The organism is Mycobacterium mantenii, from assembly GCF_001667865.1.
In the GTDB taxonomy this organism is placed as follows: Bacteria; Actinomycetota; Actinomycetes; order Mycobacteriales; family Mycobacteriaceae; genus Mycobacterium; species Mycobacterium mantenii_A.
Genome location: NZ_LZJP01000022.1, coordinates 16,403 through 31,997, shown reverse-complemented (window position 1 = coordinate 31,997; position 15,595 = coordinate 16,403). Strand labels below are relative to the sequence as shown.

The 15,595-nt window shown below is 68.7% G+C and carries 15 protein-coding genes and 1 pseudogene; 7 read left to right on the top strand and 9 right to left on the bottom strand.

Annotation, left to right across the window (positions count from 1 at the left end):
- Positions 1 to 44: 44 nt before the first annotated feature.
- Positions 45 to 1,997 carry an Hsp70 family protein gene (locus A5688_RS03645; RefSeq protein WP_067914949.1) on the bottom strand — a complete coding sequence of 651 codons (1,953 nt, stop codon included), beginning with the start codon at positions 1,995 to 1,997 and terminating at the stop codon, positions 45 to 47.
- A gap of 154 nt (positions 1,998 to 2,151) precedes the next feature.
- Positions 2,152 to 3,381: a hypothetical protein gene (locus A5688_RS03640; protein WP_067914947.1), complete on the bottom strand. Its 1,230-nt coding sequence runs from the start codon at positions 3,379 to 3,381 to the stop codon at positions 2,152 to 2,154.
- A gap of 38 nt (positions 3,382 to 3,419) precedes the next feature.
- On the opposite strand from A5688_RS03640, the gene A5688_RS03635 reads away from it, so the two are divergent.
- Together A5688_RS03635 and A5688_RS03630 are read left to right on the top strand one after the other, a co-directional pair.
- Entirely contained in the window at positions 3,420 to 4,064 is a 645-nt protein-coding gene (locus A5688_RS03635) for a TetR/AcrR family transcriptional regulator (RefSeq protein ID WP_067837350.1), read from the top strand.
- A 108-nt stretch (positions 4,065 to 4,172) separates the two neighbouring features.
- Complete coding sequence (locus A5688_RS03630) at positions 4,173 to 4,643, top strand: nuclear transport factor 2 family protein (RefSeq protein ID WP_431602706.1); 471 nt, start codon at positions 4,173 to 4,175, stop codon at positions 4,641 to 4,643.
- 3 nt (positions 4,644 to 4,646) lie between these two features.
- On the opposite strand, the gene A5688_RS03625 is transcribed toward A5688_RS03630, so the two are convergent.
- Together A5688_RS03625 and A5688_RS03620 are read right to left on the bottom strand one after the other, a co-directional pair.
- Complete coding sequence (locus tag A5688_RS03625; RefSeq protein ID WP_067914979.1) at positions 4,647 to 5,306, bottom strand: L,D-transpeptidase family protein; 660 nt, start codon at positions 5,304 to 5,306, stop codon at positions 4,647 to 4,649.
- Between the two features lie 99 nt (positions 5,307 to 5,405).
- Complete coding sequence (locus A5688_RS03620) at positions 5,406 to 6,083, bottom strand: phosphatase PAP2 family protein (RefSeq protein WP_067914945.1); 678 nt, start codon at positions 6,081 to 6,083, stop codon at positions 5,406 to 5,408.
- 138 nt (positions 6,084 to 6,221) lie between these two features.
- Here A5688_RS03620 and A5688_RS03615 point away from each other — a divergent pair, with 138 nt between their 5' ends.
- On the top strand, positions 6,222 to 6,704 hold the full coding sequence (locus A5688_RS03615; protein WP_067837358.1) for a hypothetical protein: 483 nt from the start codon (positions 6,222 to 6,224) through the stop codon (positions 6,702 to 6,704).
- On the opposite strand, the gene A5688_RS03610 is transcribed toward A5688_RS03615, so the two are convergent.
- Entirely contained in the window at positions 6,688 to 6,972 is a 285-nt protein-coding gene (locus tag A5688_RS03610) for a hypothetical protein (RefSeq protein WP_067914943.1), read from the bottom strand. The two genes, A5688_RS03615 and A5688_RS03610, sit on opposite strands and share 17 nt — an antisense overlap.
- Before the next feature lie 75 nt (positions 6,973 to 7,047).
- Between A5688_RS03610 and bluB the strand changes: the two genes are divergently transcribed.
- The 3 genes and pseudogenes from bluB to A5688_RS03595 form a co-directional block, all read left to right on the top strand.
- The gene (bluB, locus tag A5688_RS03605; protein ID WP_067914941.1) at positions 7,048 to 7,716 is read left to right on the top strand and encodes a 5,6-dimethylbenzimidazole synthase; all 669 of its coding nucleotides are present in this window, start codon (positions 7,048 to 7,050) and stop codon (positions 7,714 to 7,716) included.
- 68 nt (positions 7,717 to 7,784) lie between these two features.
- Entirely contained in the window at positions 7,785 to 9,212 is a 1,428-nt protein-coding gene (locus A5688_RS03600; RefSeq protein ID WP_067914939.1) for a sulfatase family protein, read from the top strand.
- A gap of 33 nt (positions 9,213 to 9,245) precedes the next feature.
- Positions 9,246 to 9,587, top strand: a pseudogene (locus A5688_RS03595) (Stf0 family sulfotransferase); the annotation flags it as partial.
- On the opposite strand, the gene A5688_RS03590 reads toward A5688_RS03595, so the two are convergent.
- The gene (locus A5688_RS03590) at positions 9,576 to 10,361 is read right to left on the bottom strand and encodes a trans-aconitate 2-methyltransferase (RefSeq protein ID WP_067914937.1); all 786 of its coding nucleotides are present in this window, start codon (positions 10,359 to 10,361) and stop codon (positions 9,576 to 9,578) included. The pseudogene A5688_RS03595 and the gene A5688_RS03590 sit on opposite strands and share 12 nt — an antisense overlap.
- A 153-nt stretch (positions 10,362 to 10,514) precedes the next feature.
- Between A5688_RS03590 and A5688_RS03585 the strand changes: the two genes are divergently transcribed.
- Positions 10,515 to 11,714, top strand: a complete 1,200-nt coding sequence (locus A5688_RS03585; RefSeq protein ID WP_067914935.1) for an alpha/beta fold hydrolase — start codon at positions 10,515 to 10,517, stop codon at positions 11,712 to 11,714.
- Here the strand turns inward: A5688_RS03585 and eccE are convergent.
- From eccE to eccD, 3 genes are read right to left on the bottom strand one after another with little or no spacing between them, the layout of a single operon-like run.
- The gene (gene eccE, locus A5688_RS03580) at positions 11,704 to 12,720 is read right to left on the bottom strand and encodes a type VII secretion protein EccE (RefSeq protein WP_067914933.1); all 1,017 of its coding nucleotides are present in this window, start codon (positions 12,718 to 12,720) and stop codon (positions 11,704 to 11,706) included. The two genes, A5688_RS03585 and eccE, sit on opposite strands and share 11 nt — an antisense overlap.
- Positions 12,717 to 14,126 (bottom strand): type VII secretion-associated serine protease mycosin, encoded by a 1,410-nt coding sequence (gene mycP, locus A5688_RS03575; RefSeq protein ID WP_068268052.1) that lies wholly within the window; start codon positions 14,124 to 14,126, stop codon positions 12,717 to 12,719. Before mycP ends, eccE begins: the two co-directional genes overlap by 4 nt.
- A complete protein-coding gene (gene eccD / locus A5688_RS03570) occupies positions 14,123 to 15,547 on the bottom strand; it encodes a type VII secretion integral membrane protein EccD (RefSeq protein ID WP_120312460.1) in 1,425 nt (474 codons plus the stop codon). Before eccD ends, mycP begins: the two co-directional genes overlap by 4 nt.
- Positions 15,548 to 15,595: the final 48 nt, after the last annotated feature.

Genomic DNA, 15,595 nt, shown 5'->3' with positions numbered 1-15,595 from the left:
CGTGCGCCGCGGCGCGCAGACGGTGTGCTTATGCAGGAAGGACGCTAGTAACCCGGCCCGAGGAACGGATTCTGCGAGTTCCCCGGATATTGCGGATACTGATTCCCCGGATACTGATTCCCCGGATACGGCTGATATTGCGGGTACTGCGGTGTCGAAGGGGCCTGCTGCTGGGGAACCGGCACCGGAATCGGTATCGGCAGCAGCGGAACGTGGATCCACTCCGTCGTCATCGGCACCGTCGTCGTCGTGGTGGTTTCCGTCGGTGGTGGCGGGGGCGGCGTGGTGGTTTCCATCGGTGGCGGCGGCACCGTGGTGGTGACCGTCGGTTGCGGCGGCGCGGTTGTGGGCGGCGCCGTGTGCCGCGGGGTGTAGACGGGCGCCGGCGGTGCGGTGGTGACCACCACCGGCGGCGGTGGCGGCGGCGACGGCGGTGGTTCCGGCGGAGGCGGCGCCGGACTGGGGATCGGTTGCGCGCTGGGCGGCGGGGGCGGTGCCGGTACCGCGGTGGGCGGCGGCGGCGCGGCAGGGCGCGGCGCGACGGAGTTCGCCGGCGGCGCCGGCCGGGGGGCCACGGACGGCGCCGGCGGTGCCTGGCGGTTTTCTATCGCGGTCAGCGTGTAGGCCACCCCGCCGATCGCCGTCATGGCGACCACGGCGGACATGCCGATCACCAGCTGGGAGAACCGAAGACGCAGCCAGGGCCGCCGTTCGCGTGGCGGCTCGATGACGTTGAGCCGCATCGACCAGCCGGCCGGACCGTCTTCGTCGTAGGTTTCCCCACCGAACCGCATCCGCAGGTCGCCGGGGTATTCGGTCTGCGACCAAGCCAATTCGCGATCGGTCAGCGCCTCGTCATCGATCACCAGCACATCGCCGGCGCCCAGATCCACCACGTCGCCGACGGCGTCGGACGAAGCGAGCAGCCCTATCGATGTCCGGGTGCGCAGGTCCAGCTCGCCGCCGCGCGAGGCCAGGATCAGCGCCCCGCTCGCCGCGGCCAGGGCCGGTTGCGACGGCGTGAGGATCGGCGTGCGGCCGTGCATCGAAAGCCGTTCGGTGACAAGCGGAATGCGTGCGCCTCCGCCGACCGTGACCACCGCCGCGAGGTCCGACCAGCTCTTGCGGTGGCGCACCAGCATCTCGTCGAAGGCATAGATGAAGCCGGTCAGCCGATCCTGGATCAGCTCTTCGAGGTCGTCTTGGCTCAACGTCAGGCTGCAACTGCGCCCGCCGAGCACCGCGGTGATGTCGGTGGTCATCTCGGTCGAAAGCCGCTCCTTGCCCGCGCGGCACTGTTCCCTGAGCTCGCTGAGCTCTCCGACGCCGCCGGTGCTGGCCGGGTCGAGGCCGCTGCCACGGCCCAGCTCTTCGAAGGCCCGCAGCTGCAACTCCTGGTCGATCTCGTCGCCGGACAGCGCGGCGTAACGCATTGTGGCGCTGATGAGTTCGAACTCCCCCGCGACATTGACCAGCGTGGCCGACGTGCCGCTGCCACCGAAGTCGAGCAACCCGACCACGCCCTCGTCCGGCAGGCCGAGTTCGGAGCGCACCGCGGTCAGCGACGCGATCGCGTCCGAGACCAGCCGCGGGGCCATACCGCTTCGCACAAACCCCAGATGGGTTCGCAGCGCGTCCCGCAACGCCTGCACCGTCGCGGGTTTCCAATGCGCGGGCACGGCGATGGAGATCTCCGAGCACGAAGCGTCCGCACCGGCGGCGAGCACCATCGCGTCCAGCGCCTCCACCGTCAGCAGCTCCGGATCGTGCGCCGAACCGTCGGGCGACACAAGCGCGACGGAATCACCGATGCGCTCGATAAAGCCCTTCATCGGTACGCCGGGCTCGGCTAGGTACGGGTTCTCTTCGGGTGCACCGATTTTCGGTGCACAGTGCGGATAAAGGGTAAGCACACAACGGCGGCTAACCGGTGGGCTTCCATTACGCGCAGCGACCAGGTTCGTGGTCCCGATCGACAACCCGAGTGGGTCGTACATAGAGCGAAAACCTTCGTCTATAGGGGTCGGTGGCCAGCGTTAACGATAGCCGCGGACACGCGGAAAGCCGATGCTTCGCAATGTCATTGGTATCCGCTCGATGCCCTTGCGTCACCGAAGCGGTACCGAAAACCCCTTGACAAAAAGCCTTGTGTTACAACACCGTCAGCGGCAGCGAACGCCTGGGCTCGAATTGGAATGTCGATCCGCCGCTGACCCTGACCACCGAAACCTCTGGCAGTTCCTTGGCGGGAGTGTCGGTTTCGACCAGTTCCGCCGTCCAGTCGGTCGCCGTTCCGCTAACTCGGACCTCGATGTGCGGTTCCACCGCGGTGGCGATCGCCTGGAGCGGCTGCACGGATTCCGGCGAGCACAGCGAGATCCAGGATTGGTCGTCGTGGGCCGGCGACGGGCGGACGTGTAGCCGGTTCGACTCCGTCTCGGCGACAACGTAGGCAGAAGGGTTCAGCAGCGGGTGCAGCTCGAGGGTCCGCAGCACGCCCTCGGTCCCGCCGGGAAGTTTCAGCGCGCGGTGAATGCGCTCGGCGGCCACGCCCGCGATGCCGATCAGGCCGCGGGTGCACACGCTCAGGGCTTCGTCGTCGCTGGCGGCGCGCGCCCGCACCGCGATCGCGAACGACAGGTACAGCAGGTGCATCTGCAGGCACACCTCGTCGGCCATCCGGACCAGCGCCGAATGCGAGAAGGCGGCAAAGTCGAAATCGGACAGCAACGGACCCGAGTAATCCGCCTGCCCCTCGTCCGAGCGGTCGATGGGAGCCAATTCCCATGTCGCAGCCCGAGTTCGGCTGACGATGTCCAAAGCCGGGATGCTTTGCGCCTCGGGATAGGACTCGTCGATGATGACCGTCCATGCACAGTGCGGGTGCCGGTCCGCGGGGGTGCGCGGCGGGCGGTGGATGGGACGCACCTGGGCACGCGGGTTGGTCGCGATCGCGGTGGCGTCGAAGGTGGGGTCCTCGATGGTGTGGCACATGCCGAACACGTACTGCTCACCCATGGGCTCCACGTCGAGCAGGGCACCGCAGTGGTCGAGGTGGAATTCGCCGTGCCAGCGGTCGTGCACGGTGTACCGGAAATCCATGAATTGCGGTGGGGCGCCGATATCGAGCTGCAGGCCCTTGAAGATCGTCGGCACATCGTCGCCCTCGTAGTCGAGCGCCTTCTGCATGCGCCGGGTATAGATCGGGCTGGCGCCCGCCCACTCCTCGATGGCGATCTGCACCATCTCGTCTCGACCGAACGAGGAGATGCACCAGGCCATTCCGGATCGGTCGATCAACTGCCCGATCAGCAGCAGTTCGGGAATCAGGACGACGAGCTCGTCACGGGACAATTGCGCGTATCGCGAGGGGCTGCTCACGCCCCAAAAATAAACTCGACTATGTTATAAAGTCAACAATGTCCATCGTCGCTGGCCAGACGCCCGATCGCCCGGTTGGCCCCACCCGGCGAACCACCGCGCCCCGCAAGCGCGGCGATGACACCCGGGCGAAGATCATCGACGAGACGGTCCGCTGCATCGTGGAGGAAGGATTCTCCGCCGCCACCGCCAAGCACGTGGCCGAACGGGCGGGCGTGACCTGGGGGGTCATCCAGTATCACTTCGGGGATCGCAACGGCCTGCTGATGGCCGTGGTGGACGACGGGGTGGCCCGCCTGGTGGACAGCCTGTCGTCGGCCGATGTCAGCGAGCTGCCGCTGCGGACGCGCATCGAGGTCGTCGTCGACACCGCGTGGAGCTGTTACAGCAGCCCGACGTCGATGGCCGCCTTCGAAATCCTGCGCGAGACCCGCGGCGGCCCCGACCCGTCCGCGCGGCGCCACCTGCTCGAGATGAACGCCGCGATCGGCCAGCTGGGGCGATTGATCACCACCGATCCCGCGCATGCCGGTGTGGCCGAGGTCATTTGGGCGACGCTGCGCGGGGTGGTGCTGGCGCAGATGCTCACCGGCACCGCCATCGACTGGAGCCTGGAACGACGTGCCCTCGTCGACATGGTCACCCGTTACCTCTCCCAGGGTGAGGGTCACCGCGACACATAAACCACGCACAAGACACGCCGCACCACGTGACCGTGGTTTAAGTCTCGGCGAGGCCGACTCTTCGACGTGCCCTCGTCGCCATGGTCACCCGTGTGCTGCAATGACCTGATGACCCTCGACGATCTCGCCGATATCGAAGCGATCAAGCACGTCAAATACCGCTATCTGCGCGCGCTGGACACCAAGCGTTGGGACGAGTTCGCCGACACCCTGGCCGAGGACGTGATCGGCGACTACGGCTCGTCGGTGGGCGAAGAGCACCATTTCACCAACCGGGTCGACCTGGTGAACTACATGCGCAAATCGCTTGGGCCGGCGGTGATTACCGAGCACCGGGTGACCCACCCGGAGATCACCGTGACCGGCGACGAGGCCTCGGGGGTGTGGTACCTGCAGGACCGGGTCATCGTCGCCGACTTCAACTTCATGCTGATCGGCGCGGCCTTCTACCGCGACAGCTACCGGCGCACCGACGAGGGCTGGAAGATCGCCGCCACCGGTTACGATCGGACCTACGAGGCGACGATGTCGTTGGCGGGCCTCGATTTCAAAGTGACGCCCGGCCGGGCGCTGGACTGACCGCTACTTGGTGATGGCGATGACGGCCCCGGGCCGTAGCCATTTCATGATCGACACCAGCTGAGCGTCGTCGACCGCCACGCAGCCCTCGGTGGGTTTGTTGTCCGTGGTGTGGAAGAAGAACGCGGCTCCCCCGCCCGGGGTCTTGTTCTTGTTGACGCCCATCACCACCGCGTGCTTGTACTGCGGGATCTGCAGGTTCTCGCTGTCGCCCGTGTTGAACGGGCACTGCGCCTTCTGGCACACCTGCATCGAGTTGAACGTGGGGCTGTGGTCGTCGCCGCTCCACCAGTAGTTGGGCCCGGAGACCTGGGTGTAGGGCAGGCCGGTTCCGGGATTCGGCGCCGTGCCGAACGCGGAGTCGAGGCTGTACACGCCCATCGGGGTGGCGGGCACACCGCTCTTGGCCTGCGGCGCCATCCCCGCCGAACCGACGTGGGTGGGAATGCCGGACCGCAGCGACTGCCAGCCGGTGCCGGTGCGCTGGAAGATCTCCATGGTCGCGTTCGAACCGCCGGTGCTCACCACCGAAACCACCTGGGTCGCATTGCCAACCGCGTTCGCGAACCAGGGGGCGCCCGCCGCGGCACTGATCGGTGAGAGCACTACCGAGGCGAAGATCACGCACGCTGCGGCGCACAGTGAAGTGAGCAGTCGGTGCATGCACTCCATCGTCGAACGCGGGCATGTTCAGGGTCAAGTAAAGCTTTAGCTCCGGTTAGGTCACCGCGTCGTGACCAAATCCTCACGGGGACAGCCAGGTTAGCGCATGGCAGCGGGTTCGGTCGCGCGCCCGGGGGTGGCGGATCGTTCGATCGAGGGCCGAAAAAGCAAGAGGCACAACAGCAAATACAGGTATCCGAGTGACCATCCGGCCAGCACGTCGGACGGATAGTGCACGTTCAGCGCCACCCGGGAGATGCCGACCGCCGGCACCGACACCGCCACCGCCGCGACCGCGATGCGGCGGATCATCCGGCTCATCATCGGAAAGAAGAAGCACAACACCGCGAGCAGGGCGGCCGTCGCCTCCAGTGCATGCCCGGACGGAAACGAGCTGGACGACGCGGCGACCAGCATGGTCGCCGGGCGCGGCCGGTTGACCAGCGCCTTGGCCGCCGCAGTCGCGAACTCGTTGAGCGGACCGCACGCAACGGCCAGCACCAGCGCGGCCCGCAGCTTGCGCATCGCCAGGGCGAACACCGTCACCGCGATGCCCAGCACCGACATCGGGCCCGGCCCCAACGCATAGGACACGCCCTCCCAAAACCGCAACCACATCGGGTGTTTGACCGCGAAGTCGTGGGCGGCGTTCAGCAACGACCAGTCCATCCGGTGCAGCCACGTCCACTGCCGAGCGCAACCCACCCACATCACCGCGTACACAGCCGTGGCCAACACTGCGATCCACGAGGCCATCGGCATCCTCGGGCGAGTCATGAAACCACCGATACCAGGAGCGCGGGGATGACATGCGGGCGACCCGCTGCACCCGGCGACAAGCCGCGCTTGCGATCGCCCGTGGTGACATGGGTGCGACCCGCGGCACCGAGTCGCTCGCACGGTCATACTGTCGATATGGCCGTCTTTGTCCGTAGGTTGTTCGGCATCGGCAAGCTGCCCGACGCGCTTCACGCCCAGGTCGAAGCGGAAGGCCTTATCCACCTCGCCGATTACGTCGCCGTGACCCGGCGATTCAGCGGCAGTATCCCGGGCGTGCGGTTGCCGCACAGCGTCGCCAGCTACACCGGATCGCTGGTCTTCACCTCCGAGCGGGTACTTGCGACGCTGTCCATGCTGCCCCGGCTGGCCGGCCCGACCGTCAACGTTCGGTGGAACGCGCCGCAGACCGGCGCGGCGCGGGTGGAGATTTCGTCCACCGGCGTGCAGGTCGACGTCGACGTCTCCCGGGTCGACGAGAAGTTCAGCGGCGAGTTGTCGCTGCACTACAAGGTCGCCATCCCGGACGAGGTGCTCAAGGGACTGCCCCGGCAGTCGCTGGCGTTCGACATGCCCCCGGAATACGTGTTCCGCGCGGTCGGTGTTACCTATAGTCCCTGACCGTGATGCGCGGCCAGGGCGGTTGCCGCAGCACCGCCAGGCTGCCGATCACCGCGGCCAGCAGGCCGGTGATCACCCCGATCAGCGCGATCCGGCCGCCGTCCACGGCCGGCGTCCAGGAGGCCTTCCCGTCGCGGATGGCGAACACCCCCAGCGGTTTGGCCACCACGATGATCGTGGTGCCGTCCGGGGTCTGATAGGGCTCGCCGTAGCCGCGCCCGGCGGCGGGGGCGGCGGCCAGTTGATCGAGTACATCGGAAGGCTTCACTTCAGCGCTCCCTTCCTGGGCGTTCACCTGGTTCTCGGGTGTTGGCAGGGTCCACGCTAGTGCGGATTTCATACGATGGCTGACGTGACCGGTGAGGCATTCAGCCCGCAAGATCGGCGCGCCGTCTATCGCGTCATCGCCGAGCGCCGTGACATGCGCCGGTTCGTCCCCGGTGCGGCGGTGGACGAGGCCGTGCTGGCGCGCCTGCTGCAGGCCGCACACGCCGCGCCCAGCGTCGGCCTGATGCAGCCGTGGCGCTTCATCCGGATCACCGATGCGGCGCTGCGGCGGCGGATTCACGCCCTGGTCGACGAGGAACGCCCGCGCACGGCCGCCGCCCTGGGCGAGCGGGCCGAGGAGTTCCTGGCGCTCAAGGTGGAGGGCATCCTCGAATGCGCGGAACTTTTCGTGGTCGCTTTGGGCGACGACCGCGACGCGCACGTGTTCGGCCGGCGAACGCTCCCCCAGATGGATCTCGCGTCGGTGTCCTGCGCGATCCAGAACCTGTGGCTGGCGGCCCGGTCCGAAGGCCTCGGCATGGGCTGGGTGTCGCTGTTCGATCCGCAACGGCTGGCGTCGCTGCTGGGCATGCCGCCCGGCGCCGAGCCGGTGGCCATCCTGTGCCTGGGGCCGGTGCCCGAATTTCCCGATCGCCCGGCGCTGGAACTGGACGGCTGGGCCGTCGGGCGACCGTTGTCGGAGTTCGTCTGCGAAAACCGATGGGGCCGGCTGCCGACACCCTGACGCGTCGGCACTCAGGAATCCTCGGGGGAAGTTGCGGTAACGTCGCCGGTCGCAAGGCAATGTGAGAGGTGACGCAATTGGCGCCGAGCGACATAGCGAACCAAAAACAGAACACGGGCCAAAAAGACAACGTGCTGATCGTGCACTGGCACGACTTGGGCCGCTACCTCGGCGCCTACGGCCACCCCGACGTATCGAGCCCGCGACTGGACCGCCTTGCCGCCGAGGGCATCCTGTTCACCCGGGCGCACGCCACCGCGCCGCTGTGCTCGCCGTCGCGCGGATCGCTGTTCACCGGCCGCTACCCGCAGAGCAACGGCCTCATCGGACTGGCCCACCACGGCTGGGAATACCGCGACGGGATCCGCACCCTGCCGCAGATACTGTCCGAATCAGGCTGGTACTCAGCGCTTTTCGGCATGCAGCACGAGACCTCCTATCCGAAGCGGCTGGGCTTCGACGAGTTCGACGTGTCGAACTCCTACTGCGACTACGTGGCCGACAAGGCCGAGGAGTGGCTGCGGCAAAGCGCCGAAAACCTTGACGGCCAACCGTTTCTGTTGACCGCCGGCTTCTTCGAGACACACCGGCCCTATCCGCGGGACCGGTACACGCCCGCGGACAGCGCCGAGGTCGATCTGCCCGATTACCTGCCCGACACCCCCGAGGTGCGCGGCGACCTCGCCGATTTCTACGGGGCGATCAGCGCCGCCGACGCCGCCGTCGGGCGGCTGCTGGACGCGCTGGCCGACACGGGGTTTGACGCCACCACCTGGGTGGTGTTCTTCACCGATCACGGCCCTGCGTTCCCCCGCGCGAAATCCACGCTCTACGACGCCGGTACCGGCATCGGCATGATCATCCGTCCACCCACCAACCGGGCCGTGCCTCCCGGCGTCTACGACGAACTGTTCAGCGCGGTCGACTTGGTCCCGACGTTGTTGGGGCTGTTGGGAATTGGCGCCCCGGCCGATGTCGACGGCGTCTCACACGCATCCGTCCTGCTGGAGCCGGATCCGAAAACCGAACCCGTGCGCGATCACGTGTACACCATGAAGACCTACCACGACTCGTTCGATCCGATTCGCGCGATCCGCACCAAGGATTACAGCTACATCGAGAATTACGTGCCCCGGCCGCTGCTGGATCTGCCGTTGGACATCGAGGAGAGCCCGTCCGGGCTGGCCGTCGCGCCGTTCGTCAAGGCGCCGCGGCCCGAGCGTGAACTCTACGATCTGCGCACCGACCCCGGCGAGACCAACAACCTGCTGGCCGACGACGGCGCCGGCGCGGACGAGGTCGCGGCCGATCTTGCTGTGCTGCTCCATGATTGGCGCCAGCGCACCGGCGACGTCATCCCGTCGGAGTTCGCCGGCACCCGCATCTCAGCGCGGTACACCGAAACGTATCTGCAGATCCACTTCGCCAAGCCGACCCCACGCTCGGCGATCGCCGCCGACCGGGGCATCGAGGAAGATCAGCCCACGCAGCGCTAGTTGCGGTCAGGATGACGCAAAGTTCGTCGCCGCCGGCCCGCGCGATCCCGGGTGTGGCAGGGCAACGCGGACCCCGAACGCGACTCCCGGGCCTGTTACCACGCCGGGGCGATCGCGCACGTCATCGAGAACCTGCGACGTCAGGAAGACAGCTGGCGCGCCTGGTTCGACGAGGAGGATGTCACGCCCATCGACATCGCGTATCCGGTGTTGTGGCGCAACCTGACGACGATCGTTGCCACCGTTCTCGAAGCGCTGGAGCTCGATCCCACGCTGGCGCCGCCGCCGGTGCTGCAACGGCAGACCGACCGCCGCTCCGACGAGTGGGTCGAGCGCTACCGCAGGGAGGCGCCGCTGCTGGGGCTACCCAGCTGAGCGGCTCGAGCCTCCCACCTCGGCGACGACGAACACCCGCCGGAACGGGAAGATCGTCGTGCCGTCGGATCGGGGCGGGTAGGCGTCGCGCAGTAGCGGGATCAGCTCCTCGCGGAACTGCTCCCAAGTCTGGTCGTCGAGCCGCTCGCGCACCGGAACCAGCGCCGTGCCGGTGATCCATTCCAGCACCGGATGCTCGCCGGACAGCTGGTGCAGATAGGTGGTCTCCCAGACGTCGACCTTGCATCCCGCGTCGAGCAGCAGATTGGCGTAGTGCGCCGGCGGCTGAACCACCGCGCCTACCCGAAAGGGTATGTCGCGCAGCAACTTCGCGTACGGCTCGCGGCGGGCCAGCGCCCGCACCGCCGCGTAGGACGGCGACTCGAAATTGCCCGGCATCTGCACACCGATCCACGATCCGGACGCCAGCTCCCCAGCCCACCGGAGCAGCAGGTCGGCGTGCTCGGGCACCCAGTGCAGGGCGGCGTTGCTGACCACCACGTCGGTGTCGGGCTTGGGCTTCCAGTCGCGCAGGTCGCCGGTGACCGCGTCGATGCCGCGCTCCTTGGCGGCGGCCACCATCTCCGGCGAGCTGTCCATCGCCTCGATCACCGCGTCGGGCCAGCGCCGGGCCAGATACTTCGTCAGGTGACCGGGGCCGCAACCGAGGTCGACGACGCGACGCGCCCGATCGGCCCCCACCCGCGACAGCAGATCGTAGAACGGGCGGCCGCGGTGGTCGGCGAAGGCCAGGTAGACGTCCGGATCCCACATGTCGATCCTCCCGTTCCTCGCACCGCCGATAGCAAACCGTATATCTCTCATGGTGCGCCGACGCGGCCCGAGTGGTCCCGGATAGCACCGCTACGACCGAAACCGGTCAAAACGCCCGGGAAACGCGCGCCCGTCCGGCTACCATCGGCGTTCGTGGCGACCGACTCAGATCCGATCGACCCGCCCATCCCCGTTCCGGATGTCCCCGGCGCCGATCTACCGGCCGGCGCCGGCGGATTACCCCCCCACTCGGCGTTGTCGCCACGTCAGCGAATGGTAGTCGAGGCATCGGCCTTCGGCGATCTGGCCCTGCGCACCTGGGTAGCATCGCTGCTCACCACCACGGTGGCGCCGTTCGTCGTCGCCAACACGCTGCGGCAGTCCGATTCCGCCGCCGAGCGCGGCAACCTCGACTTCTACGCCGAGTTGGGGGCGGCCGCGGACCCGACGCGATCCTTTCCGCCACCCGCCAGGGTGCCCCGGGTCACGTCGCGGCGGGCCAGCCCCCTGGCGGAGTGGGTCGCGCGCGGCACCGTCGACAACATCGCGTTCCCCAGCAGCTTCACGGCCATCAACCCCGCCATGCGCGCGCAGTGGGACGCCTGGGGATCCAACAACATCGTGCGCGCACAGCATTGGCGCCACGACGACGGACCCCGTCCCACCCTGTGCGCCATTCACGGCTTCATGGGATCGTCATACCTGGCCAACGGGCGGTTCTTTTCGTTGCCCTGGTACTACCGGTCGGGCTACGACGTTCTGCTGTACACGTTGCCCTTTCACGGTAAGCGGGCCGAAAAGTACTCACCCTTCAGCGGTTTCGGCTATTTCGCCGGTGGGCTGAGCGGGTTCGCCGAGGCCATGGCCCAGGCCGTGCACGACTTCCGTTCCATCATCGACTATCTGCGGCACACCGGGGTCGACCGCATCGCGCTGACCGGGATCTCGCTGGGCGGCTACACCTCGGCGCTGGTGGCCTCGGTCGACGATCGGCTCGAAGCCGTCATCCCCAACTGCCCCGTCGTCACCCCGTCGACGCTGTTCGACGAGTGGTTCCCGGCCAACGTGCTGGTCCGGCTGGGTTTGCGCCTCTCCGACATCGGCCACGACGACCTGGCGGCCGGGCTGGCCTACCACTGTCCGCTCAATTACCGGCCGCTGGTGCCCCGGGACCGCCGGATGATCATCACCGGACTCGGCGACCGGATGGCGCCGCCCGACCACGCCGTCAAGCTATGGCAACACTGGGATCGGTGTGCGCTGCACTGGTTTCCGGGCAGCCACGTGATTCACGTGAGCCAGCTGGACTACCTGCGCCGGATGACCGCGTTCCTGCAGGAGGTCATGTTCTGACCACCTCGACGGTGTCGCCGGCGTCGGTCTCGCCGAGCGAGCCCCGATCGGCGGCACCGGCCAGGGTGGGCCAATACAGCTGCGAGAGAAGGTCTTTCGGCGCGGCGGTGTGCCCGTCCAGCCGCCGCGTGGACAACAGGTCGAGCGCCGTCAATGCGGGCAGGTGATTTCCGCGCTGCGGGGTCAACCCGTCCACCGGCGCCTTGCCGTCCGGGCCGGTGTCGGTCTGCAACGCACAGGCCACCGCAACGGTGGGCCGGCTTTTGTCGCCGCCGATCTCCAGCGCGATGCACGTTTCGCGGGCCGAATACGACCGGATCGCCTCCAAGGTCTCCGGCAGCGCGTCGTCCACCTGTATTTGGTACGCGGCAAGGTAATCCGAGGCGCCGCGCTGCACTCCCCGCCACCTCTCGCGAAGGTTGGACGTCAGTAGCCGGGGCGCGTCGTCGGCCGCGACGGGGGTCGCTTCCCAACCGATCTCTCGCAGATGGTCGGCCAGCCGGCGGGCCGCCACCTGTGCGGTCTCGTGCAACGGGATTCGCGATGAGCGCGCCTGCAACGCGGCGAGATTGTGCGGCGCCGACACGGTCAGCCCGATCCAGGTCTCGCGGCGCGATGCGTCGGCGGCGTTGTCGCGGCTGGTGATTCGCAGCTTGTCCGCCCGGATGCCGTAGCGGTCCAGGTAGCTCGCAATCAGCGGGAGCGGAAGCACATCGGAGTCGTTCCCCGGCCCGCCGAGGCGGATCAGGGCGGTTGCCGCCGTGTCGGATGTGCTTGCGGGAACGGCATTGCCGCGTCCGATCATCGCCAGGCGCCGGCGCAGGATGGTGGTGAAATGCAGACCACCCCACCAGCCGAACAACACGATCACGACGGCGGTCGCGATGCCGAGCAACCAGTAGTCGCGGGGCGTACGCCACGGGTAGGCCATCACCGCCGGCACAATGGCCAGCAGCGCCAACGTGATTCGAGCGCTGCCGACGGTCGGGATCCGATGCTTGCTCACGGGGTGGGGTCCTTTCGTCGGCGTGCGGCGATTGCGGTGACCGCGCCGGCCACCGCGACCAGCACGGCCACCACGATCGTGCCGGCCACCGCAACGGTTCGGGGTTTGGTGTCCTTGGGCGCCGGTGCCGGCGGCACGGCGACCGGCTTCACCGTTGCGCCGCCGGGCTGACTACCGGCGGGCAGTTGCCAGGTCAGAGCCGCCACCGGATCCACGCTGCCGGTGCCGACCACGTTGGACGGGTCGCGGGCGCCGTTGTGCGCGGTTGCGGTGATGCGATGCAGCACCGCGGTGGCGTTCAGGTCGGGATATCTGCTGCGGACCAGCGCCGCGACGCCGGCCACGTAGCCGGCGGCATAACCGGTTCCGGAGAGGGCGGCGAGCTGCTGGTGCTCGTCGGGCAGGCCGTTGGCCAGTCCGCCGCCGTCGGCGTTGCCGATCGACACGATGCGTTCGCCCGGCGCGGCGACGCCTACCCACGGCCCCGCCACGGTGAACTTCGACGGCTGGCCGTCCGGGGTCAGCGATGCCACCGACAGCACGTAGGGCTGCCACCACGACGGGATGGACACCGACGTGACGCCGGCCCAATTCCGTGGATCGCTGGGGCGGCTCAGGTCGGTCAGCGGATTGGACTCGCACGAGGTTCCGCCGCCGGCGGCTCCGGTCGGCCCGCTGTCACCCGCGCCGGCCACGATCACCGCATCCTTGTCCACCGCCGCGTACCGCACGGCGGCGCCAAGGGCGGCCTGGTCGACGGGCCGGTCGACGGGCATGCAGGTGGCCGAGCCGATGTCGATCACCCGGGCGCCGAGGTCGGCCGCGTGGACGATCGCCCGCGCGAGCGTCGAAACCTCGGCCGACACCCGAGCCATCAGCGGATCCCCGCCCGGGCTCCGCGGCGAGAACTTGGCCGACGTCGTCCGAAGGGACACCACCCGCGCCGCGGGCGCCACGCCGGAGAACCCGTCGTCGGCCGACGGCTGGCCGGCGATGATCCCGGCCACCAGGGTTCCGTGCCCGTCGCAGTCGGTCAGGCCGTCGGTCGTCTCGACGAAATCGCCGCCCGGTTCGACGCTGGGCAGCCGAGGGCCCGGCCGCACGCCGGTGTCGAGCACCGCGACCAGCTGCCCCTCACCGCGCGAGAATTGCCATGCTGCAGGCAGGTTCAGCCCCGACTGGCTGGGGGTGATGGCGCCGGGATCGCTGCCGGGAACGACTCCGGATGTGCTGCAGGGTCCGCGCTGCTCCATCGGCTGCCCGGGCCCCGGCGTCCCGCCGGGTGGGGGGACGCCGGGATCGACCGTCGGCGGGCTGATCGCGGACGCCGGCGGAGAAGTCCACGTCGCGGCGGCCGGCAGCAACGCCAATGCCGCTGCGACGCAGGCTGATGCCGGCCGAATCATCGATTGAGCACCCAGCCGAACAGGCCCACCACAAACGCCATCACGGGGATCAGCGACGCGTCCAGTCCGGTCCCGACGAAGCCCACCAGCCGGCGCACCGGCAGCGAATAGCTCTCCGGCGCGGCGATACCCGGGTTCAGCGCCACCACGATCCACACCGACACGAGCGCCAGCAGCACCAGCACCGCGCCCAGGGCGGCGACGTAACGTCCGGTCGACGTGTACAGGACCAACAGCACGCCGGCGGTCAGGAAGGGCTGGGCGAGCAGCCACGCCTTGCATGCGGCCGAGTCCCAAACCCGGGCGCGCAGCGCGGACGTCGCGGCGGTGGCCGCCACGACGTACCAGCCCGCACCGCTGAGCGCCTCGGGCCGCAGCCCGATCGCCACCGAACCCAGGACACTGAGCAGCACCGCGGCGGCGATGAATCCGCTCTGATGCGCGTCGCTGATCCGGACCCGGCGCGGCAGGTCCTCGAGCACCTGCAGCGACGGCGCCGACGGGGTCGGGTCGCCTGGCGCAGGGATGACCGGCAACGGGAAGCGCGCCCACAGGGCGGACAACTGCGCCGCCTCGATGGTGACCAGCAGCGCCGCCACGATCAGCCCGCAGCCGATGGCGATCGGCTTGAGGTGCCAGAGCAATTCGGCGCCGGCGGCCAGCAGCACCCCGGCGCCCACCACCGCGGTCGCGGTGAAGAAGCCAGCGATGCGTTCACGCTCGGCGCTGGGCGCCATCAAGGCGATCAGCGACCACGCCGTCACACCGGCCGCGGCGAGCGTCAACTGGGCGGGACCGAACTTGCCCGGCACCGCGAGCGCCAGGGCGGCGGCGATGGGAACCAGTGCGGCGATGGAGAGCGCCATTCCGGTACGCGCCGAGCGCGCGGTGACCAGCAGGCCGACGACCGCGGTCAACGCCGCGACCGCACTGACCGCGACCAGTCCCGACAGCGCCCCGGTGGCCACCCGGTAGGTGACCGACAGGCCGGTCGCCAGGAACGCCGCGGCGATCGCCGCGGCCAGGGCGCCACGCTGGATATGCGTTGTGCCCCAGGGTTTGAGGCGGGACTTCGAGAAGATCATGGCCGCGTCGGCGATGTCCTCGACGATGCCGGGCGCGGCGGGACCGGCCGGCACCGCCTGCAGCGCAAGCAGATCGCCGTCGACGACGCCGACCGTGTCCAGGCTGGCGTCCAGGCTGAACGGCGCGCCTCCGATGGGCGCCAGGCTCAGCTGCGTCGCCGCACCGATCTCGGCGGTTCCGCGCGACGCGGCGCCGTCTTCCGAGTCGCCATTGGCCGCGGCGGGGACCACCAAACGCTGGACGGCGGGCAGGATTTCGCGCAGCGGCAACTCGGCGGGCAGGGCCATCTCCGTCAACCTGCTGTCCGCGAGGATGGCCACGCGGACGATCGGCATGACGGTTCCGGACGTCACCGGACCCTCGAAACATGTTGTGCCCGTTGC